Annotated in this window: 19 protein-coding genes; 14 read left to right on the forward strand and 5 right to left on the reverse strand. The window is 63.9% G+C overall.

The genetic code is table 11. From position 1 onward, the window contains the following. Positions 1 to 3: 3 nt before the first annotated feature. The 4 genes from BLU39_RS11245 to BLU39_RS11255 form a co-directional block, all read right to left on the reverse strand. Positions 4 to 402, reverse strand: a complete 399-nt coding sequence (locus BLU39_RS11245; RefSeq protein ID WP_157808705.1) for a bacteriohemerythrin — start codon at positions 400 to 402, stop codon at positions 4 to 6. Between the two features lie 222 nt (positions 403 to 624). Next, positions 625 to 780, reverse strand: a complete 156-nt coding sequence (locus tag BLU39_RS28585; RefSeq protein ID WP_157808706.1) for a hypothetical protein — start codon at positions 778 to 780, stop codon at positions 625 to 627. Positions 781 to 920: 140 nt separating this feature from the next. Then, positions 921 to 1,106, reverse strand: a complete 186-nt coding sequence (locus tag BLU39_RS28160; protein WP_100427032.1) for a hypothetical protein — start codon at positions 1,104 to 1,106, stop codon at positions 921 to 923. A 111-nt stretch (positions 1,107 to 1,217) separates the two neighbouring features. Further along, complete coding sequence (locus BLU39_RS11255) at positions 1,218 to 3,734, reverse strand: PepSY domain-containing protein (RefSeq protein WP_092713041.1); 2,517 nt, start codon at positions 3,732 to 3,734, stop codon at positions 1,218 to 1,220. 195 nt (positions 3,735 to 3,929) lie between these two features. Between BLU39_RS11255 and BLU39_RS11260 the strand changes: the two genes are divergently transcribed. From BLU39_RS11260 to BLU39_RS11270, 3 genes are all read left to right on the forward strand, one after another. Continuing rightward, a complete protein-coding gene (locus BLU39_RS11260; protein WP_058050799.1) occupies positions 3,930 to 5,030 on the forward strand; it encodes a branched-chain amino acid aminotransferase in 1,101 nt (366 codons plus the stop codon). Positions 5,031 to 5,097: 67 nt separating this feature from the next. Then, the gene (locus BLU39_RS11265; RefSeq protein WP_092712929.1) at positions 5,098 to 5,814 is read left to right on the forward strand and encodes a ribonuclease T2 family protein; all 717 of its coding nucleotides are present in this window, start codon (positions 5,098 to 5,100) and stop codon (positions 5,812 to 5,814) included. An 80-nt stretch (positions 5,815 to 5,894) separates the two neighbouring features. Continuing rightward, a complete protein-coding gene (locus BLU39_RS11270) occupies positions 5,895 to 7,310 on the forward strand; it encodes an MFS transporter (protein WP_092712931.1) in 1,416 nt (471 codons plus the stop codon). Positions 7,311 to 7,314: 4 nt separating this feature from the next. Here the strand turns inward: BLU39_RS11270 and BLU39_RS11275 are convergent, their stop codons facing one another. Beyond that, the gene (locus BLU39_RS11275; protein WP_092712933.1) at positions 7,315 to 8,949 is read right to left on the reverse strand and encodes an acyl-CoA synthetase; all 1,635 of its coding nucleotides are present in this window, start codon (positions 8,947 to 8,949) and stop codon (positions 7,315 to 7,317) included. A 113-nt stretch (positions 8,950 to 9,062) separates the two neighbouring features. On the opposite strand from BLU39_RS11275, the gene BLU39_RS11280 reads away from it, so the two are divergent. The 11 genes from BLU39_RS11280 to BLU39_RS11330 all read left to right on the forward strand — a co-directional run bounded on the left by BLU39_RS11280 (position 9,063) and on the right by BLU39_RS11330 (position 19,242). Beyond that, positions 9,063 to 9,764, forward strand: a complete 702-nt coding sequence (locus BLU39_RS11280) for a Crp/Fnr family transcriptional regulator (protein ID WP_092712935.1) — start codon at positions 9,063 to 9,065, stop codon at positions 9,762 to 9,764. Positions 9,765 to 9,826: 62 nt separating this feature from the next. Next, positions 9,827 to 10,420, forward strand: coding sequence for a helix-turn-helix transcriptional regulator (locus BLU39_RS28925; RefSeq protein ID WP_254788950.1), 594 nt, complete (start codon positions 9,827 to 9,829; stop codon positions 10,418 to 10,420). Positions 10,421 to 10,476: 56 nt separating this feature from the next. Further along, positions 10,477 to 10,842, forward strand: a complete 366-nt coding sequence (locus BLU39_RS11290; RefSeq protein ID WP_175539267.1) for a DUF2946 domain-containing protein — start codon at positions 10,477 to 10,479, stop codon at positions 10,840 to 10,842. Positions 10,843 to 10,904: 62 nt separating this feature from the next. Further along, positions 10,905 to 11,501 (forward strand): SCO family protein, encoded by a 597-nt coding sequence (locus BLU39_RS11295; RefSeq protein WP_092712939.1) that lies wholly within the window; start codon positions 10,905 to 10,907, stop codon positions 11,499 to 11,501. A gap of 19 nt (positions 11,502 to 11,520) precedes the next feature. Then, complete coding sequence (locus BLU39_RS11300; RefSeq protein ID WP_092712941.1) at positions 11,521 to 11,991, forward strand: copper chaperone PCu(A)C; 471 nt, start codon at positions 11,521 to 11,523, stop codon at positions 11,989 to 11,991. A 122-nt stretch (positions 11,992 to 12,113) separates the two neighbouring features. After that, positions 12,114 to 12,788, forward strand: a complete 675-nt coding sequence (locus BLU39_RS11305) for a CerR family C-terminal domain-containing protein (RefSeq protein WP_092712943.1) — start codon at positions 12,114 to 12,116, stop codon at positions 12,786 to 12,788. After that, positions 12,785 to 13,993 (forward strand): multidrug effflux MFS transporter, encoded by a 1,209-nt coding sequence (locus BLU39_RS11310; RefSeq protein ID WP_092712945.1) that lies wholly within the window; start codon positions 12,785 to 12,787, stop codon positions 13,991 to 13,993. Before BLU39_RS11305 ends, BLU39_RS11310 begins: the two co-directional genes overlap by 4 nt. A gap of 110 nt (positions 13,994 to 14,103) precedes the next feature. Then, positions 14,104 to 15,444: a DUF3422 family protein gene (locus BLU39_RS11315; protein WP_092712947.1), complete on the forward strand. Its 1,341-nt coding sequence runs from the start codon at positions 14,104 to 14,106 to the stop codon at positions 15,442 to 15,444. A 73-nt stretch (positions 15,445 to 15,517) separates the two neighbouring features. Then, complete coding sequence (locus BLU39_RS11320) at positions 15,518 to 17,026, forward strand: hypothetical protein (RefSeq protein WP_092712949.1); 1,509 nt, start codon at positions 15,518 to 15,520, stop codon at positions 17,024 to 17,026. 63 nt (positions 17,027 to 17,089) lie between these two features. Next, positions 17,090 to 17,482, forward strand: coding sequence for a BlaI/MecI/CopY family transcriptional regulator (locus BLU39_RS11325; protein ID WP_092712951.1), 393 nt, complete (start codon positions 17,090 to 17,092; stop codon positions 17,480 to 17,482). Beyond that, positions 17,479 to 19,242: a M56 family metallopeptidase gene (locus BLU39_RS11330; protein WP_092712953.1), complete on the forward strand. Its 1,764-nt coding sequence runs from the start codon at positions 17,479 to 17,481 to the stop codon at positions 19,240 to 19,242. Before BLU39_RS11325 ends, BLU39_RS11330 begins: the two co-directional genes overlap by 4 nt. Positions 19,243 to 19,312 lie beyond the last annotated feature (70 nt).

The raw sequence follows: 19,312 nt of genomic DNA on the forward strand, positions 1-19,312 counted from the left end.
CGTCTAGTTGGGCTGGCGCTGTACCAGTTCCAAAGCGGCCGCCAGGGCCAGGTCCATGGTGGCCTGGTGAAAGATCAGCCATTGCGGCAACAGCGACAGCGCATGGCGTCCCTGCTCCAGGTCGCCTTCATCGACGGCGGCCCAGGCATGGTGCAAGCCGCTGAGTACGCGGGCATGCTGTTCGCGGTGGTTGGCCAACGAGGGAAAGGCGATTTGTTCCATCAAATCTTCTTCCTCGCGGAAATCGCGCTCGACGGCCGCGATCAGCTCGCGAAACGCCACGCTGAAATGCTGGTCGCTCAGTTGCTGCAGCCGCGCCAGCTCCTGAAACAGCGCCTCATGCGCCTCGTCGATGACGGGAACACCCAGCGCCATCTCATCCTTCCAATGCGATTTACCCATGCCGATGCTCCCGGTTAAGTCCGTCGCGGTGCGAAGCGGACTGTTCCAGTGTGGACGCAGCCACGCTTCAAATCCATGACCTGGATCAAAAATATGGTGAAGAGGGGGAAGGCTAAGAGAGCGAGAAATGAAGGAAAAGGGGGAACAAATCCCCATCCGCAATAAAGCGGTTTTAATAACGATGCGCTTCGTTACCCAGCGACGTTTTCTCAGCCGCGCGTATTAACGCTTGGGCCAATGACTCCACATGGCTTGCGCATCGACATTCGGTACTTGCAACTGCTGCCCGGCCGATGTCTGCATCGTATCCCTGAGCACGAGGGGCACGAGCAGCAAGGCCGACAGGGCGAGGCAGGCCAGCACTTTGAGCGTCAACATGGTCGTCTCCCGGTGTCCCGGCGGCGGCGCGAGGATGCGGCGCCTGCCGGTCACTTCCTATGTACTACCATGCTTGCAGTTTAGTTCATCTGATTGAAACTTCAACTAGTTGCTGTGACGCACTGCACCAGTTACGCCTCTTATTTGGCCTTGCGGCTGCGCCGTGGCTTGCCTGCGGGAGGCAGCAAGGAATCGAACCACACTTGCGTCAACTGCCGCGTATTTTTTGCCGCTTCGCGCTTGACGGCGGCCGTCGCGTGGCCGCGCGCCGTGTTGGCGATGCGGTTGGCGGCGCTCAGGTACATGCTCATCCAGGGGTTTTTCATGGACAGCCTCGCAGATAGTGGGTGGGAATGCCTCCACTCTAAACTGATCGCCAGCGCTGACCGTGCGCCTGCCCACATAGCCGGGCGGTGCTGGCGATGGGCTGAGCCAGATCAATACACGTCGCGGCGGTAGCGTCCCGCCGCCAGCAGGGCGTCGACGCCCTCCTGGCCCAGCACTTCTTGCAGTACAGCATCGATTCCTGCCGCCATGCCTTGCAGGCTGCCGCACACGTAGACGATGGCGCCTTGCGCCAGCCACGCGCGCAACTCGCCGGCGTTGGCGCGTAAGCGGTCCTGCACGTATTGCCGTGCTTCGCCATCGCGCGAAAAGACCTTGTCCAGGCGCGCCAGGTGGCCAGCGTCGAGCCAGCCTTGCAACTCTGTGCCGCAGATGCTGTCAAAAGCTTGCTGGCGTTCGCCGAACAGCAACCAGTTGCGGGCCAGCCCCGCCCGCTGGCGCGCGCGTAGATGCGCACGCAAGCCGGCCAGGCCGGAACCGTTGCCGATATAAATACAGGGCACGTCGACGAGAGCGGGCGCGAAGGCGGGATTGGCTTGCAGGCGCAAGCGGATGGGGCTGCCCAGCGGGGCGAAACGCGTGAGCCAGCCGGAACAGACGCCAAATCCCTGATTGTCCTCGCCCGCATGGCGTTCCTGGCGCACCAGCAACTGCAGTTCGCCATCGGAGGGCAGCGAAGCGAGTGAATAGCTGCGGGGCGCGTGGCGGGCATTGTCGGGGTGGCTACCCTCGCTGCCGTCCGCGTTGCATGGAATGATTTCGGCCAGCGCGCCCGCTTCCCAGATGGCGTCGGCCGGGCCCGTCAAGGTGATTTCATGCAATTCTCCACCCTGGCTGCCCGGGTTGAGCAGCACGCGGCGCGCCAGGCGCCACTTGGCATACGACGCTTCTTCCTGCACGCCGATGGCATCGATGGCGCTGCCGCTGCAGCGGGCCAGCGCTGTGGACCAGTCGGCCAGGGCGGCAGGGTCGTGCTTGTCCACTTCGATCAGCGGGAATAATGGATGGGCGCCCAGCGCTTGCAATTGCCGCGCCAGCGCATGGCCAAAGCCGCAAAAGGCGCTGTAATGGCGGTCGCCCAGGGCCAGCATGCCGAACTCCAGGCCCGCCAGCGGCGTGCCGGCTGTTGTTTGCAGCAGGCGCGCAAAGCGGCGCGTGCCGTCCGGCGCCTCGCCTTCGCCAAAGGTGCTGGCGACGATCAGGGCCCGTTCGTACTGGCACAATTGGGCGGGATCAAACCGGTCCAGCGACTGCACGGCGACGGCCACCCCCGCCTGCTGCAGGGCGCGCGCGCTTTCCAGGGCCAGGCGCTCGGCCTGACCCGACTGGCTGGCGTAGGCGACGAGCGTCGGCAAGCCGGTATTTGGCTTGTCCGCTGCGCCGGCGCCCAGCATGGCGCGCTGCGCCTGGACTGCCTGTTTTGCCTTGCGGCGGCCCAGGTACAGCATCCAGCCCGTGACGGCGAACAGGGGCAGGCCCAGGCTGGCCAAGGTAACGACGATGCGCCCCGGCAAGCCGAAATACGTGCCCATGTGTAGCGGATAAATGATGTTGACGAGGCGCGCACCGAGCCCCTGCTGGCTGTACGGCTCGTTTTCCGTGACCGTGCCGTCGGCCGGTGCAATGCTCATGCGGCTGCGCGCCCGTTCATGCGGCGCATCGCCGGCCAGCCACGTGAATTGCACGGCTTCGCCGGCGCGCGTGGGCAGGCGCACGCTGGCCAGGGTCCAGCCGGCGGCGTGCTGCTGGAAGCGGGTCCAGGCCAGGCTGATGTCGACGACGGGCGCCTGCTCCTTGCCGCCGCCTTTTTTCGCGGGCGCCTGTGCCATCCTTGGCGGCTTGCCGGCCCAGGCGTCGATGTTGTCGCGCACCACGTCGTAGCTCCAGTAAATGCCCGTCAGGGTCAGCGCCACGTAGACGAGCAGGCACCAGGTGCCGGCCACGGCGTGCAGATTCCACAAAAAAGAGCGGCCCTTCAAGGCGGGATCGAAGGTCAGCCACGTGCGCCAGTCCAGAGGACGGCGGGGCCAGCGCAGATACAGGCCCGACAATGCCAGACCCAGCAGGCACAGGGCCAGTGCGCCCGCCACTTGCCGGCCCGGATCGCGGGGCAGCAGCAGCCAGCGGTGCAGCGATTCCGTCCACTCGAAAAATTCCGCACCCGTCAAAGCAGGCTGGGTCGCGCCCGTGTACGGATGCGCGTAGATGGACTCGCCGCGCCGCTGCCCATTCCTGGGCGCGAAGAACAGCCGTGGCGCCGCGCCCGCTTGCGCATACACGGTGACCGAGGCCACGCGCTGGCCGTGTTCGGCGCCAGCGATGCTGCTCAGCTGGGCCGGCGTCAGAGGCGCCCGGGTTTCTACGGTTACATGGCGCACGCCGGGGTTCATGACATCAAGTAACTCATCCTTGAAGGCCAGGGTAGCGCCGCTGAGACCAATGATCACCAGCACCGTACCGGCCGTGATGCCGATAAACCAGTGCAATTGAAACCACACCTGCTTCCAGTTCCAGTGCCAGCGCCGTTGTTTTGGCGTAGCGGCAAGCTGGCGCACCGCGCACACGTCGTCGGTGCTGGCGCGCAACTGGGGGAGGGAAGAAGTGGTCATGGCGGCTTTCGATAGCGCCGCCATGCAGGTATCAGGCATGGCGGGGAAGAAGGAAGGCTGACATATTAACGCAAACGAGAATCATTCGCAAATGATGGCAGCCTGTTTTCACGTGGCGGGGGCCATCCCCGTTTGCCTGATCGGGCACTATAGGCGCTACAATAGGGATACTGTTCACTAGTTCCCATTGCTGCCATGACCACTTCCACACCGAATCTCGTCGTCACCCCGTCCGCCCACCCCTTGTCCGACGCCGAGCGCGCCGCGCGCATGGTCAACCCCGCTTTCGGCCGCATCTTCACCGACCACATGGTGGTGATTCCTTACCGTGACGGCAAGTGGCAGCAGGGCGAACTGAAGGCTTACGGCCCGCTGATGCTGGACCCGTCCGCCTCATCCCTGCACTACGGCCAGGCCATCTTCGAAGGCTACAAGGCGTTTGCCCAGCCGGACGGCAGCATCAAGACTTTCCGCCCGGAACAAAACGCCGAGCGCTTCAACCGCAGCGCCGCGCGCCTGGCCATGCCGGCCATTCCAGTCGAGCTGTTCCTGGAAGCGGGCGACGCGCTCATTTCGCAAGACCGCAACTGGGTGCCGAAGAACACGGGCGAAAGCCTGTACATGCGTCCGCTGATGATCGCCACGGACCCGTACCTGGGCGTGCGTCCGTCGGAAGAATACCTGTTCGTGCTGTTCGCCTCGCCGGCCGGCGCCTACTTCCCGAAAGGCGTGAAACCCGTCACCGTGTGGATCAGCGAAGACTTCGTGCGCGCCGCGCCGGGCGGCACCGGTGAAGCCAAATGCGCAGGCAACTACGCGGCCAGCCTGATGGCCCAGTCGCAAGCGCAAGAAAAGGGCTGCGACCAGGTCGTGTGGCTGGACGCCGTGCACCGCGAATTCATCGAGGAAATGGGCGGCATGAACCTCTTCTTCGTGTATAAAGATGGCGAAAAGATCACCGTCGTCACGCCGGAACTGACGGGCACCTTGTTGCCAGGCATCACCCGCCGCAGCCTGCTGGAAATGGCGAAGGACCTCGGCTATGCGACGGAAGAGCGTAAATTGTCCGTCCAGCAATGGCGCGACGACATCGCCTCGGGCCGCATGACCGAAGTGTTCGCCTGCGGCACGGCCGCCGTCATCACGCCGGTGGGCGTGGCCAAGGCCAACGGTTTTGAAATGACGATCAACAACAATGAAAACGGCGCCGTCACCCTGGCCCTGCGCGAAGCGCTGCTGGGCTTGCAGCATGGCACGGCGGCCGATACGCATGGCTGGATGCATAAAGTTTGCTGATGTACACGTTTGACTGATACCGCGCCGGCACCCAGTTGCCGGCGTTTTTATATCTTGAAGGAATACGATGAAAATTCGCTCTGTCTTGCCCGCGCTGGCCGCCGTTTTCCTCAGCCTGTCCGCTGGCGCCGTCCATGCGGCCGACGCCAGCTGCGCCATTCCGCGCAACGTCAGCTATTACGATTACGATGTGAAGCCGTCGGACGAGAAAAACACGTGCTACAAGCAAAGCACCAACGTGCCCACCGATTACTTCATGCTGGCGCTGTCGTGGTCGCCGGGCTTTTGCGACAGCCAGCACCGCCGTGGCGCCGTGTCGAAAAAGGCAGCCTTCCAGTGCGCCGAGAGCAACCACTTCGGCTGGATCGTGCATGGCCTGTGGGCGCAGTCGAACAATCCCGCCACGTGCGAAGATATTTCCGTGACGCCGCCGCGCAAGACGGACATGCATCCGCGCTACTGCAAGGGCAATTTGCCGAAACTGGCGCCGTCGGACATCCTGCCCTATATGTGCATGCAGCCGGGCGAAGCCTTGCTGCAGGGCGAATGGGAAAAGCATGGCGCCTGCGATTTCGATACGGCCAAGCAGTATTTCGAGAAGGAGCGCGAACTGTTCCTGGCCTTGAAGTTGCCGGACTCCACTATGCCGAAAAACGCGCTGTTCCAGTGGATGAAACAGCACAACCCGCAGCTCAAAGGCCGCTGGCTCGGCTATGAAAAGCATTCGGGCGAGTTGCGCATCTGTTATTCGAAAGATTTTAAAGTGATCGACTGCCAGAAGTGATGGACCTTGCCTGCCGGCAGAGTCCGCCCATCCATGCTAGTGTATTGCCCGGATCAGCAAGATGAACAGGTAGTGTATTTATGCAGCAGACTAGGCAGCGGCACACGCAAGCCCTCATGGTAGGCGAGGACGGCTTGCCGCCCGGCGCCCGTTTATGGGCCATGCTGGCGCTGGCCATCGGCGTCGGCATGGCCTCGCTCGATACGGCCATTGCCAACACGGCCTTGCCGGCCATCGCCGGCGAGCTGCACACGACACCGGCCGCTTCGGTCTGGATCGTGAACGTGTACCAGCTGGCCATGGTGGCGACCCTGCTGCCGTTTTCCGCGCTCGGCGAAATCGCCGGCTACCGGCGCGTGTTTATCTCCGGCATGTTCCTGTTTTCCTTGGCCTCGCTTGCCTGCGCGCTGGCCTGGTCCTTGCCCTCGCTGGTGGTGGCGCGGCTGTTCCAGGGCGTCGGCGCCAGCGCCATGATGAGCGTCAACACGGCGCTGCTGCGCGCCCTGTATCCGAAACACTTGCTGGGCCGCGCGTTCGGCAACAATGCGCTGGTGGTGGCCGTCGCGTTCGCCATCGGGCCCACGGCCGCCTCGCTGATCCTGGCGACGGCATCGTGGCCGTGGCTGTTCGCCATCAATGTGCCGCTGGGCGTGGCCGGATTTTTCCTCGCCAGCCGCATGCTGCCGGCGACAAAACTGTCCGGTCACACCTTGGATGCGCGCACGGCGCTGTACAACGTGGGCGCCTTCGGTTTGCTGATCTTGTTGTTCGGCGACGCGGCCCATCACGCGGCCCTGTCGACCTTGCTGCCGGAACTGGTGGCCGTCGTGATCTTTTTTGTGTTGCTGTTGCGCCGCCAGGCGGGGCACGCGGCGCCCATGCTGCCGATCGACCTGTTTCGCCGTCCATTATTTCTGCTGTCGTCGCTGACGGCCATCTGCACGTTCGCCGCGCAGGGGCTGGCGTTTGTCTCGCTGCCATTCTATTTTGAAGTGACACTGGGCCGTTCGCCCGTCGAGACGGGTTTCCTGATGACGCCATGGGCCGTGCTGGTGGCCGTGATGGCGCCCGTGGCCGGGCGCCTCAGCGACCGGTATTCGCCGGGCGTGCTGGGCGGCATCGGCCTGGCGGCGCTGGCCGGCGGCTTGCTGACACTCGTGTGGATACCGGCCCACCCCAGCGTCGTTGACATCGGCTGGCGCATGGCCTTGTGCGGTATCGGCTTCGGCTTTTTCCAGGCGCCCAATCTGAAAGCCATCATGGGCAGCGCGCCGCCCGAGCGGGCCGGCGGCGCCAGCGGCGTGGTGGCCACGTCGCGCCTGATCGGGCAAGCCACGGGCGCGGCGCTGGTCGCGTACTGCTTCACGGTCTCGGCCAGCCGGGGCACGACGTATGCGCTGTGCCTGGCGGCAGGGTTCGCCGCCGTGGCCAGCATCGCCAGCTTCTCGCGCCTCGTGGTGGCGCAGCCGGCGTGGCTGCAAGGCAAAGGCAGTTAAGCGCCTAGACGTCGATGGCCTTGTCCGATTGCATGCGCTTGCGCAATTCGAACTTCTGGATCTTGCCCGTCGACGTGCGGGGCAGGGGACCGAAATAAATGGCTTTCGGCACCTTGAAACCGGCCAGGTTGTTCTTGCAGAACGCGATCAATTCCGCTTCCGTCACCGTGCCGCCTTCGCGCAATTCGACGAAGGCGCACGGCGTCTCGCCCCATTTTTCGTCCGGCTGGGCGATGACGGCGGCGGCCAGCACTTGCGGGTGGTGGTAGAGCGCATCTTCCACTTCTACGCTGGAAATGTTTTCGCCGCCGGAAATGATGATGTCCTTGCTGCGGTCCTTCAGCTTGATATAGCCGTCCGGATACATGACGCCGAGGTCGCCCGTGTGGAACCAGCCACCGGCGAACGCTTCCTGCGTCGCCTTTTCATTTTTCAGATAGCCCTTCATGCAGATGTTGCCACGGAACATGATCTCGCCGATCTGTTCGCCGTCGGCCGCCACGGGCTGCATCGTTTCCGGGTCGAGCACGGCGACGGCGCTTTGCAAGTGGTAGCGCACGCCCTGGCGCGATTTCAATACGGCCCGCTCTTCCTGCGACAGCGCGGCCCACTCGTCCTGCTCGGCGCAGATGGCGGCCGGGCCATACACTTCCGTCAAGCCATACGAGTGGATCAGGTCGAAACCCATGGCTTCGATCTTCGCCACCATGGCCGCCGGCGGCGGCGCGCCAGCCACCATGCCGCGCACGGTCCAGCTTATGCCGTCACGCCAGTTGGCCGGCGCGTTGGCCAGGGCCGCATGCACGATGGGCGCGGCGCAATAGTGGGTGATGCGCAATTCGCGCATCAGGTCGAACACGAGCTTCGGTTCGAACTTGCGCAGGCACACGTTGACGCCGGCGCGGGCGGCGACCGTCCACGGGAAGCACCAGCCATTGCAGTGGAACATGGGCAAGGTCCACAGGTAGACCGCATGCTTGGGCATGTCCCACTCTAATATGTTCGACAGGGCATTGAGGGCCGCGCCGCGGTGGTGGTAGACGACGCCTTTCGGGTCGCCCGTGGTGCCGGACGTGTAGTTGAGGGCGATGGCGTCCCATTCGTCCGCCGGCGGCTGCCAGTCGTACTCGGGGTCGCCGCCGGCCAGCAGGCTTTCATAGTCGAGGTCGGAAAAAGCATCCACTTCCGGTCCCAGCAGGTCGTTGACCTGGATCACGCGCAAGCCGGGAATCTGCGCCGCCATCTGGCGCGCCAGTTCCGCAAATTCCGTGTCGGCCAGCAAGACTTTCGCCTGGCCGTGGCGCAGCATGAAGGTCAGCGATGCCAGGTCGAGGCGGATGTTGAGGGCATTGAGGACGGCGCCGGCCATGGGAACGCCAAAGCTCGCTTCCACCATGGCGGGCGTGTTCGGCAACATCACGGCGACCGTATCACCCGTGCCCACGCCCAGCTTGACGAGGCCGGACGCCAGGCGGCGCGTGCGCGCATACGTTTCGCGCCACGTCTGGCGCAGGCTGCCATGTGCAATTGCCAGGCGATTGCCATATACTGCGGCTGCCCTGGCGATATAGTCGAGCGGGGTGAGGGCGGCGTAGTTGGCGCTGTTCTTGCCGAGGCCGGTGTTGAAATCAGGTGTCATGCTTGTCTCCTGGTAAAAGAATCTTGTAGCTCCCTGTTTCGGGATTGATGGGGCCAGCATAGCACCGGCGCTGTAAAATCACTGTCATCTTAGTGACAGGTCTGAAGGATGGAATGGATAGCAACGATAGTGTAGACCGTGCCGTGCCCGAACTCGACAGCCACGACTGGTTCGCGGCCCTCGATGCGCGGCACCAGACCCTGTTGCGCGCCGGCAGCGTGGTCCGGCATGTCGAGGCGGGCGCCTTCATCACGCGGCGCGGCGAACCGTCCGCGCACTGGATCGGCGTGCACACGGGCTTGATCAAGTTGGCCGTCTACAACGCCGATGGGCGCGGTGCCACGTTTTCCGGCGTGCCGGCCGGCGGCTGGTGCGGCGAGGGCAGCGTGCTCAAGCGCGAACTGCGCCGCTACGACGTGGTGGCCGTGCGCGCCGCGGACATCATCCTCGTGCCGGTGGACCTGTTTCATCTGCTGCTGGCCGAGAGCCTCTCCTTTAACGCCTTCGTCATCCGCCAACTGAACGAACGCATGGGGCAATTCATCGCCACCATCCAGAACCAGCGCCTGCTCGCCGTCGACGCGCAAGTGGCGCAAGCCATCGCGCAGCTGTTCCACCCCATGCTATATCCGCGCACTTCCCGCGTGCTTGAGCTGTCGCAGGAAGAAATCGGCTTGCTAACCGGCATTTCGCGCCAGCGCGTGAACCAGGCGCTGGGCCATCTGGCCGAACTACAGCTCATCAGCATTGCCTATCAATCGATCCGCGTCGTCGACCTCGACGGCTTGCGCCATTACGGCGTAGCGTCGCTGTGATGACAGACTGCCTGCGCGATGTGTGGCATGCTGGCGGCTCGTTCACCACATCGACCTGACGCATGGCCCTCGTTTCCGATCATCCATTGCACTTGCTGGGCTTGCGCTTTCCGCTCCGGCTGCGCGTCACCGTGCGCCAGGGTTTTGTGACCTTGCACAACGAAATCGCCACCAAGAAACTGGCCAGCGGCGACAGTTTCGTCGTGCCCGCCTTTTTGCGCTTCGCTTGCGACGTGATGCCGGGGCGGGGCAAGCCGGCCGTGTTCACCCTGGCGCTGGAAGACGACGAGCCCGATGGCGGCCACGGCGGCGGCAAGCGCTGGAGCCAGGCGCTGGCCCAGCATATCTTTGATACGCCGCAAGGCAAATGGACGGCGGCGCGCCTGGCGGCCCTGTGGCAAGTGACGCCGCACAAGGCCAGGGCACGATTGTTTTCCGAAGGCGAGGCATTGCTCAGCCTGGTGCGCGAACAGCGCTTGGCGCACGCGCTGCACACGGCGGCGCAAGCGGATGCCGATGGCGAACACGGCGAGCGCGACCTGGCGCAAGTGGCGGCCGGCTCGGGCTTTGCCTCGATCCCCGCGTTTTGCGACGCTTGCGTGGATGTGGCCGGCGTGCGCCCCAGCCTGTTCCTGCGCGGCCAGGCGCCCGGATAGCCAGACTCCGTTATAATCGGGCCATGGGATCTTTATTGAAGCGCAAACAGTGGCCTATGTGGTTCGCCTGCCTGGCGATACTGCTCAATGCGCTGTCGCCATCCCTGTCGTATGCGTTTGCCTCGCAGCACGCGAACGCGAACAATGCCGCCGTCGAGATCTGCTCGGCCAGCGGCGCCGTCTACACGCAAGCGGACCTGGCGCCCGCCGCCACATCCACCACCGGTTCCGTGCTGCACCACATCGAGCATTGTCCGTTCTGCATCAGCCATGCGGGCAGCGTGGGCTTGCCACCGTCGCCAGCATCGACGCTGCCCGTCATCACGGGCCACGACCACTATCCGCCCTTGTTTTACCAGGCGCCGCGGGCGCCGTTCGCATGGCTGGCCGCCAGCCCGCGCGGTCCGCCTTTGGCTGCCTGAACACCCAGTCACGCCTTCCACGTCTTAACTGTCTCCACTACGCCCATCGGGCCGGAATTATCATGAAACGTCGTCTTTTCCTTCTCGCCGGCACGGCGGGATTGCTTACGCTTGCCGCTTGCGAACAAGCGCCGAAACCCCATTACAACGGCCTCGACTTGACGGGAGGCGATTACAAGCCCGACTTCAAATTGAGCGGCCCCGACGGCAAGATGTACACCCTGGCCGACTTCAAGGGCAAGTATGTGATGGTCTTCTTCGGCTTCACGCAATGCCCGGACGTGTGCCCGACAGCATTGTCGCGCGCACTGGAAATCCGCCAGAAGCTGGGGCCGGATGGCGACAAGCTGCAAGTGATCTTCATCAGCATCGACCCCGAGCGCGATACACCCGAGTTGCTGGGCGAGTACATGCGCGCCTTCGACCCCAGCTTCCTCGGCTTGCGCACGGATCCGAAAAACACGGCGCAGACGGCCTTCAATTACAAGGTCTTCTACCGCCGCGTGCCGAGCGGCAGTTCGTACACGATGGACCATACGGCCATCAGCTATGTGCTCGATACCGAGGGCCGCATGCGCCTGGGCTTGAAACACCAGTTGACGGGTGACGAGTGCGTGCAGGACATCAAGACCCTGATGAAATCGAAATACACCTTATAACCACACCGAGGAAATAATCATGACCCATCTGAAAACCCTGCTGGCCACAGCCCTGGCCGTGCTGTCCTTCTCCGCCGCCGCCCAGACTTCCGTGCAGATCAGCGACCCGTGGGTGCGCGCCACCGTGCCGCAGCAAAAAGCCACGGGCGCCTTCATGCAGATCACGGCACCGAAAGCCATGCGCCTGCTGGAAGTGCGCTCGTCCGTGGCCAGCGTGGCGGAAATCCATGAAATGAGCATGGCGGACAATATGATGCGCATGCGCCAGGTCAAGGAAATCGCCTTGCCAGCCGGTAAAGCCGTCGAGCTGAAACCGGGCGGCTACCATGTGATGCTGCTGGACCTGAAAGGACAAGTGAAGGCGGGCGACAAGATTCCGCTGACCCTCGTCGTCGAAGGCGAGGACAAGCACCGCGAAACGATCGAAGTCAATGCCGTGGCGCGTCCGCTGGGCGCGACTTCGAGCCCGATGCCGGCGATGAAGCACTAAGCTGCGGCAGAGCTTGTAAAAAGCCCGGTACGCCGGGCTTTTTTGCGTCCGCCTGAAAGTTAAACGAGTGTTTGATATAATTCCGTACAATATTAAACGGTTGTTTAACAAATGGGTATGGCATGAGGCAAGACAAGGGAAACGAAAGAGAAAGCGAACCGGCGCGTGCGCGCATCCTGCAAGTGGCGGCGGAACTGTTTGCCGACGATGGCTACAAGAACACCTCCGTGCGCCGCATCTGCGAGGCAGCCAGGGTGAATGTGGCGATGGTCAGCTATTATTTTCATGGCAAGGAAGAGCTGCACCTGGCCGCCTTCGACCATGCGCGCGACCTGGCGCGCGCCTCGGCCGCGGAGGTGGCTGCCGCCAGCGCGCAGGCGCAGCTGCCGCCCGTGGAGCAATTGCGCCTGGCCATCGAAGCGCTCGTCTCCGACATGTTGCGCTCTGGTCCCGCTTCGCTGTTCAGCCGCCTGGTGGCGCGCGAGCTGATCGAGCCGACGGCGGCCATCCACAAGCTGGCCGAGCGCAATGTGCGTCCGCAGCACGCGCTGTTCACCAGCCTGATCCGTGGCGTCGTGGGGCCGGGCATGCCCGCCGACGTGGTGCAGAAATGCGTGTTCAGCGTGATAGGCCAGGTGGTGTTTTATGCCCGTTCGCGCATCGTGCATGAACTGGTGGTGCCGGAAATCACCTATGACGAGGCGGGCATCGCCGATATCGCCCGGCATATTGCCGCCTTCTCGCTGGCGGCCCTCGACGGCTTGCGCCGCCAGTACGCCGCGCAGGAGCTTGCATGAAGACCAGAAACCTGACCCTCGTGCTGGCCGGGCTGGCCATGCTGGGCCCGTTCGCCACGGATACCTTCCTGCCATCGTTTCCCGCGATCGGCACGCATTTCGACGTCAGCAGCGTGCTGGTGCAGCAGACCCTGAGCGTCTACCTGGCTGCCTACGCCTTCATGACCTTGTTCTACGGCACCTTGTCCGACTCGTTCGGCCGCCGGCCAGTGATCCTCGCTTCCCTGCTGATCTTTGCCGCCGGCTCCATCGGCGCGGCGTTCGCGCCCAGCTTTGGCTGGCTGCTGTTCTTCCGCGGCATGCAGGGCGCCTCGGCGGGGGCGGGCAGGGTGATCGGGCAAGCCATCGTGCGCGACAGCTTGTCGGGCGCGGCCGCGCAAAAGATGCTGGCCAATATCATGATGGTGTTCGGCATCGCGCCGGCCATCGCGCCCATCATCGGCGGCTGGCTGCATGTGGCGTATGGCTGGCAATCGACGTTCGTGTTCACCTTTTCCGTCACGGTACTGTTGTTGCTGGCTTGCCTGAAAGGCTTGCCGGAAAGTTTGGCCGTCGAGCAACGTCAACCCTTCCACCCAGGCAACATCGCGCGCAATTACTGGATGGCCTTGCGCCACCGGGCGTTCCTGCTGCGCTCGCTGGCCGTGGCTTTCGCCTTTGGCGGCTTCGCCCTGTACATCGCATCGGCCCCGCATTTCATCCTGGAACTGCTGCGCTTGCCGGAAACGGCGTTTGGCTGGATGTTCATTCCCATGGTGGCGGGCCTGGTGCTGGGCTCGGCGCTGTCCGGCAAGCTGGCCCATACGGTGAAAAGCACCGTGCTGGTGCGCTGGGGCTTGCTGGCCATGGCGGCCACGGGCGCGCTCAATATGGCTTACAACCACTGGTTCGCGGCCAGCATCCCGTTCGCCGTCGTGCCCGTGATGCTGTACGCGTTCGGCATGTCGCTGGCCTTGCCGGGCATGACGATGTCGACGCTCGATATATTCCCGCAGATGAGGGGCCTGGCCGCCTCCTTACAGAATTTCGTGCAAATGCTGGTGTTTGCGCTGGTGTCCGGTTTTGTCGCACCGTTGTTGTTCGACAGTGCATTCAAGCTGGCCCTGGGACAGGCTTCGGCCGTCGTGCTGGCCGGCATGTTCTGGTGGTTGGGTAGCCGTCAGGGGGTGGAGAAGGGCGCAACGGTGCTTGTCAAGACGATATGACGGGCCTTGGAAAAGGATGGCATGCATTCTGCTTTGTTACACTGTGACAATCAGACCTTGCCGCAGGCAGTGCGGGTCTAAGCAGTTTTGCAACTTTACCTTTGGCTATCATGCACTTGATTAACTCCAGTTTGAACCACGCCTTGCGCGTGCCGCTGGCTGCGGAAATCCACTCGCGGCCGTTCTTGCAGCTCGACGCCCCCGAGCTGATCACCCATCTGGCCGTCTACAAAGACGACAGCGCGGCGCCCGGTGCGTCGAATATGGCGGCCCAGCACGCCACCCTGGCGGCCCTGTGCACGCATTTCGGCGTCACGCCCCCTAGTTCCGAAGCCAAGTATTTTTATTACGACTTTGGCCGCTTCCGCCTGAAATGGGAATGCCACACGGAATTTGCCACGTTTACCTTTGCCGAGCATCCGGGCCAGGCCTTGCCCCTGGAACAGGCGTTCGAACGCATGCCGCTGGAGCAATTGCCGCAGCAGTGGCTGGTGGGCTTGAAGGGCAAGCTGATGGTGGCGGCGCACGTGGTGCTGGAGCAGGCGACCGAACCGGCCGAGATCTTCATGCAGGGCTTGTCGCGCGTATTCGAGGGCAATACCCTGGCCGGCAGCAAGGTGCTGCAGGGCGGCGAATTGTGGACGGATTTCACGATCCAGTCGGACGGCTTCAGCCGTTTCGTCATCCGCGACGCGGGCATGCGCTCGCAGCAGTCGGGCCGCCTCGTGCAGCGCGTGCTGGAAATCGAAACCTACCGCATGATGGCCTTGCTGGGCTTGCCCTACGCCATGCAGGCGGCACCATCGTTGAACGCCATCGAGAACGAACTGGCCACCCTGGCCGCCGCCATGGTCGATACGGACGACGCGCCGGGAGCCAGCGACGAGGGCGTTTCCGAGCAAGCCTTGCTCGACCGCATCACGCGCCTGGCGGCCCGCATAGAAAAGTTGTCGCTCGACAATAGCTACCGTTTTTCCGCCTCGAAAGCCTACATGGGCCTCGTCAAGGCGCGCATCGACGAGTTGCGCGAAGTGCGCATCGAAGGCATCCCGACGGTCGAGGAATTCATGGATCGCCGTTTGACGCCGGCCATGAATACGTGCGCAGCGATGGCCAGCCGCCAGGAAGCGATGGCGCAGCGTATCGCCAACACGAATGACTTGCTGCGCACGCGCGTGGGCATCGTGCAGGAATTGCAGAACCGGCAAATCCTGCAATCGATGAACGCCCGCGCGGCGCAGCAGCTGCGCTTGCAGCAAGCGGTGGAAGGCCTGTCGGTTGCCGCCATTTCCTATTACGTGATCGGCCTGTTCAGCTACACGGGCAAGGCGGCCAAGGTGATGGGGCTGCCCGTGAATCCGGAAATCCTCGTCGGCGTGCTGGTGCCCTTCGTGGCCGCCGCCGTGTGGCTGGGCTTGCGTCGCATGCACCACAAGCTGCACGCGGACTGAACAGGACGACGCTGCGCTGTCATATTTGCTATCTTTCAACATTCGACCGTCAGGTGTTTTGAAAGGAAGTTGCGTGCTACCGAATGTTGGCGATGTTTACAGTGTGTTTTCGTCCGAGCTGCAGCAGTACGTGGCTTGCCAGATCACCCGCATCAAGGACGTTTCATCGTCCAGGCCGGTAGCTGCCGTGCTGGAGCTGGACTGGACCGGTGACGCTTTGCCCGATGCGGCGGCCGTGCAAGCCATGCGGCCGCTGCTGTGCGACTATTTCTTCTGGAATAACCGCCACGACCACTGCTATGCCACGGCAAACGTGCCGCCTGGCCATACCCTCGTGGGCAATATCGCGCCTTTGGTCGATGTGGAAGTCAACAGCTACCGCAGCGGCTGGAACGTGGGCGACAGCGTGCTGCGCCAGCGCAACTGGGAGCGCATCGACCCGTTGCGGCGCCAGCAATTCAAGGCCGCGTCGGACGAGCGTGAAGTAACCGTCGGCGGTCAGGTTTTCCGGCAGGACACGACGAAAATCAATGACAGCGTCTTGCAGGCGCTGGGCGACATATCCGAGTTGGAACAACTGCCTTGCCTGATGTCCATCGAGACCAGCAATGGCACGCAGGCCCTGATGGAGTTTATCCAGGGCAATCCCTTCATCAATGAGCTGCACTGGCAATCATCGACGGTGCATGCGCTCGATTTCAGCGCCAGTGGCTTGAACCGGCTGATCCTGCAGCCCGATGGCGTTACCAGCCTGGTCTTGAACGAAGGCTTGAGCCTGCTCGCGCTGCGCGGCGCGTCATCGCCGGCGCTGCGCATCGACGACGGCGCCGATGGCCGCCATCTGACACTGCAGTGCACGCAGACGCTGCCGCCGTTCCACGGTCTCGGCCAACTGGGCGGCCTGTCGCTGGTCAGCATGAAAGAGGTCGACCTGGCGCAAGTGGCGCGGCGCTTTCCCTATCTGACGGCCTTGCGCATCTGGGGCAAGCCGGGGCTGGCGTCGCAGATGGCCAGCCTGGCGCAACTGAGCCAGCTGCGGATGTTCACCGCCTATGACCTGTTCGGTTACACGGCGGAGGAGTTTCCATCGGCCACGCAATTGCCGCAGCTGTCGGCCTTGTGGCTGACCAGCTTGCCCGCCGATGTGGCCAAGGCCATCAAGACCGGCTACAAGAGGGCGGCGGCGCTGGGACTGGACTTGTCGGTGACCAAGGCGCGCAAGCCGGAATGGCTGGCGGACAACCTGCTCAACCCGTTTCGCGACTGGGATGGCCGCGAACATATTTCCCCCGCGTATGCGAAAAAGGCGGCGCTGGCCTACAAGAACATGCTGGCCGTGACGCGCGGCATTGATGCCGCCATGGACGCAACGGCGGCCGCCGACGCGCTGGAGGCGATGGTCGCCGCCTATGTCGATGCATTCAACAAGATCGAGCGGCGCGCGAGCATCATCGAGACGGTCGAGCGCGAGGAAATCTACTCGGTGCTGGCGGAACTGCTGGCGCAGCTGGCCGGGCAGGGGACGGTGCTGGTCGATGAGGCGGCCTTGCTGGACCTGTTCGATCGCTTGCGGGAATTCTAATCTCGTTGCCAATCCAGAAAAAAAGTTCTAGACATAGAGTTCTAGAATCGGTATTCTGGCGGCATGTTAAAAAATACCTCCACTCCCCATCCCACGGCCGCCGAACTGGACCTGCTGCGCATCCTGTGGCAGCGCGGTCCGTCCGACGCGCGCGCCGTGTACGAGGCCCTGGCCGCCGAGCGTGCCGACGCCAGTTACGCCACCGTGCTGCGTCAGTTGCAGCTGATGCATGGCAAGGGCTTGTTGAGCCGTGACGAAAGCCAGCGTCCCCAGCTGTATGCGGCCGTCGAAGCGCAGGAAAAGCTGCAGACCAGCTTGCTCAAGGACTTGATCGGCAAGGTGTTTTCCGGTTCCGGCAAGGCGCTCGTGCTGACGGCGCTGCGCGAGCACGTGAGCGACGCGGAACGCCTGGAAATTGAAAAAATCCTGCGCAGCAAGGATGGCGGCGCGCCATGAACCTGGACATGGGCTTGGGCGTTGAGTTGGGCAAGCTTGTCCCTGCGCTGGGCTGGGTCCTGCTGTATTTTGTCTGGCAGGGCGTGATCGTCGGCGCCGTGTCCGCTGTCCTGCTGTGGCTGCTGCGCCATGCCAGCGCCCGCTGGCGCTATGCCGTCTGCGCGCTGGCGCTGCTGCTGTGCCTGTGTATTCCCTCGGTCCACCTGCTGTCTCTGCTGTCGGGCATTTCGCCGGCCCAGCTGCCCTTGGCCGCGCCGCCCGCCTGGCGCGCCGCGCTGCAAGCGTGGATGCCGGCCCTGGTGTTGGCCTGGGGCGCCGGCGTTGGCTTGATGAGCTTGCGCCTGTGCCTGGGCCTGGCCTGGGTCGGCAAGCTGCGCCGCCAGGCGGCGGCCGCCCCGGCCCTCTGGCAGGCGCGTCTCGATGCGCTGGCGCAGCGCATGGGCTTGCGCGGCAGCCAGCAAGTGCCGCTGAAACTGCATGCGGGCCTGGCCAGTCCTGTGACGGTGGGCTTCTGGCGCCCCGTCATCCTGCTGCCGGCTTCCTTGCTGAGCGGCATGCCCGTCGCCTTGCTCGAAGCGCTGCTGGCGCATGAGCTGGCCCACGTGCGGCGCTGGGATTACCTGGTCAATCTGTTGCAAAGCGTGGCCGAGGCGCTGCTGTTCTTTCACCCCGTCGTCTGGTGGCTGTCGGCGCGCATGCGGACCGAGCGCGAACAGGTGGCCGATGCCCTGGCCGCGCAAGCGCTGCAAGACCCGCAGCAACTGGCCACGGCGCTGCACGCCTTGTCCCTGCAGACGGCCGCGCCAAACCATTCCGGCTTGCTGATGTCGGCACGGGGCGGGGCCTTGCTCGCACGCATAGAACGCTTGATGGCGCCCGGCCCTGACACCGGCGGCTGGAAGATGGCCGTGCCCGCCTTGCTGCTGGCCTGCGCCACCTTGCTGCTGCAGATGCAGGGCAAGCCTGAAGTCAATGGGGCGACCCTGGCCGAGGCCGCCGCCGGCATGCTGGACTTGCCCGTCAGCGCGAAACACATGCTGGTGTTCGATGACGCCAGCGGCAAGGTGCTGATGGCGAAAGATGCGGACGCCGTCGTGCCCATCGCCTCGATCACCAAGCTGATGACGGCCATGGTGGTGCTCGACGCGGGGCAGGATCATGACGAGCAGGTGCGCATCGTGCGCGCCGACGGCGAGGCGTCCTTGCAGCGCCACAGCCTGCTGGCCGATGGCGTGGCCGTGTCGCGCGGCGCGCTGTTGCAACTGGCGCTGCTGCCGTCCGAAAACCGCGCCGCCGCCGCGCTGGCGCGCACCTATCCGGGCGGCCGCGCGGCTTTTAATGACGCCTTGCAAGCGAAAATCCGCAGCCTGGGCTTGCGCCGCACCACCTTGCTGGACCCCGTCGGCAGTTCGCCCGCGAATACGTCCACGGCCAGCGAGGTGGCGAAGATCGTCGCGGCAGCCGCGCGCTATCCGGACATCGCGCGCATCACCAGCCACCCGCAAGCGAGCGTGGCCGTCAATGGCAAATGGCGTACCTTGCACAATACCAATCCGCTGGTGGGTAGCAAGGGTTGGGACATTGTGCTGTCGAAGACGGGCAGCAGCCACGAGGCGGGCAGCTGCCTGACGATGCGCATGCGCAGCGGCGGCAAGCACGTCACCGTGGTGCTGCTGGATGCCGACGGCGCGCGGCGGCGCTCGCTCGACGCCGGACACATCCGCGACACCCTGGCCGACAGGACCGGCCCCATGTATTGATACCCCCCCGGGCGCGCCAGTGCGGGCGCCCTTCTTTTTTACACTCTGGAGATGAAGATGACACTATTGG

The organism is Janthinobacterium sp. OK676, assembly GCF_900103595.1.
Classification (GTDB): Bacteria; Pseudomonadota; Gammaproteobacteria; order Burkholderiales; family Burkholderiaceae_D; genus Janthinobacterium.

Coding starts and splice junctions, on each gene's coding strand:
- BLU39_RS28160 (WP_100427032.1), bottom strand. CDS start 1,106: ATGAAAAACCCCTGGATGAGCATGTACCTGAGCGCCGCCAACCGCATC.
- BLU39_RS11280 (WP_092712935.1), top strand. CDS start 9,063: ATGGATAGCAACGATAGTGTAGACCGTGCCGTGCCCGAACTCGACAGC.
- BLU39_RS28585 (WP_157808706.1), bottom strand. CDS start 780: ATGTTGACGCTCAAAGTGCTGGCCTGCCTCGCCCTGTCGGCCTTGCTG.
- BLU39_RS11325 (WP_092712951.1), top strand. CDS start 17,090: ATGTTAAAAAATACCTCCACTCCCCATCCCACGGCCGCCGAACTGGAC.
- BLU39_RS11265 (WP_092712929.1), top strand. CDS start 5,098: ATGAAAATTCGCTCTGTCTTGCCCGCGCTGGCCGCCGTTTTCCTCAGC.
- BLU39_RS11270 (WP_092712931.1), top strand. CDS start 5,895: ATGCAGCAGACTAGGCAGCGGCACACGCAAGCCCTCATGGTAGGCGAG.
- BLU39_RS11310 (WP_092712945.1), top strand. CDS start 12,785: ATGAAGACCAGAAACCTGACCCTCGTGCTGGCCGGGCTGGCCATGCTG.
- BLU39_RS11330 (WP_092712953.1), top strand. CDS start 17,479: ATGAACCTGGACATGGGCTTGGGCGTTGAGTTGGGCAAGCTTGTCCCT.
- BLU39_RS11260 (WP_058050799.1), top strand. CDS start 3,930: ATGACCACTTCCACACCGAATCTCGTCGTCACCCCGTCCGCCCACCCC.
- BLU39_RS11315 (WP_092712947.1), top strand. CDS start 14,104: ATGCACTTGATTAACTCCAGTTTGAACCACGCCTTGCGCGTGCCGCTG.
- BLU39_RS11295 (WP_092712939.1), top strand. CDS start 10,905: ATGAAACGTCGTCTTTTCCTTCTCGCCGGCACGGCGGGATTGCTTACG.
- BLU39_RS11245 (WP_157808705.1), bottom strand. CDS start 402: ATGGGTAAATCGCATTGGAAGGATGAGATGGCGCTGGGTGTTCCCGTC.
- BLU39_RS11305 (WP_092712943.1), top strand. CDS start 12,114: ATGAGGCAAGACAAGGGAAACGAAAGAGAAAGCGAACCGGCGCGTGCG.
- BLU39_RS11300 (WP_092712941.1), top strand. CDS start 11,521: ATGACCCATCTGAAAACCCTGCTGGCCACAGCCCTGGCCGTGCTGTCC.
- BLU39_RS11255 (WP_092713041.1), bottom strand. CDS start 3,734: ATGACCACTTCTTCCCTCCCCCAGTTGCGCGCCAGCACCGACGACGTG.
- BLU39_RS28925 (WP_254788950.1), top strand. CDS start 9,827: ATGGCCCTCGTTTCCGATCATCCATTGCACTTGCTGGGCTTGCGCTTT.
- BLU39_RS11290 (WP_175539267.1), top strand. CDS start 10,477: ATGTGGTTCGCCTGCCTGGCGATACTGCTCAATGCGCTGTCGCCATCC.
- BLU39_RS11275 (WP_092712933.1), bottom strand. CDS start 8,949: ATGACACCTGATTTCAACACCGGCCTCGGCAAGAACAGCGCCAACTAC.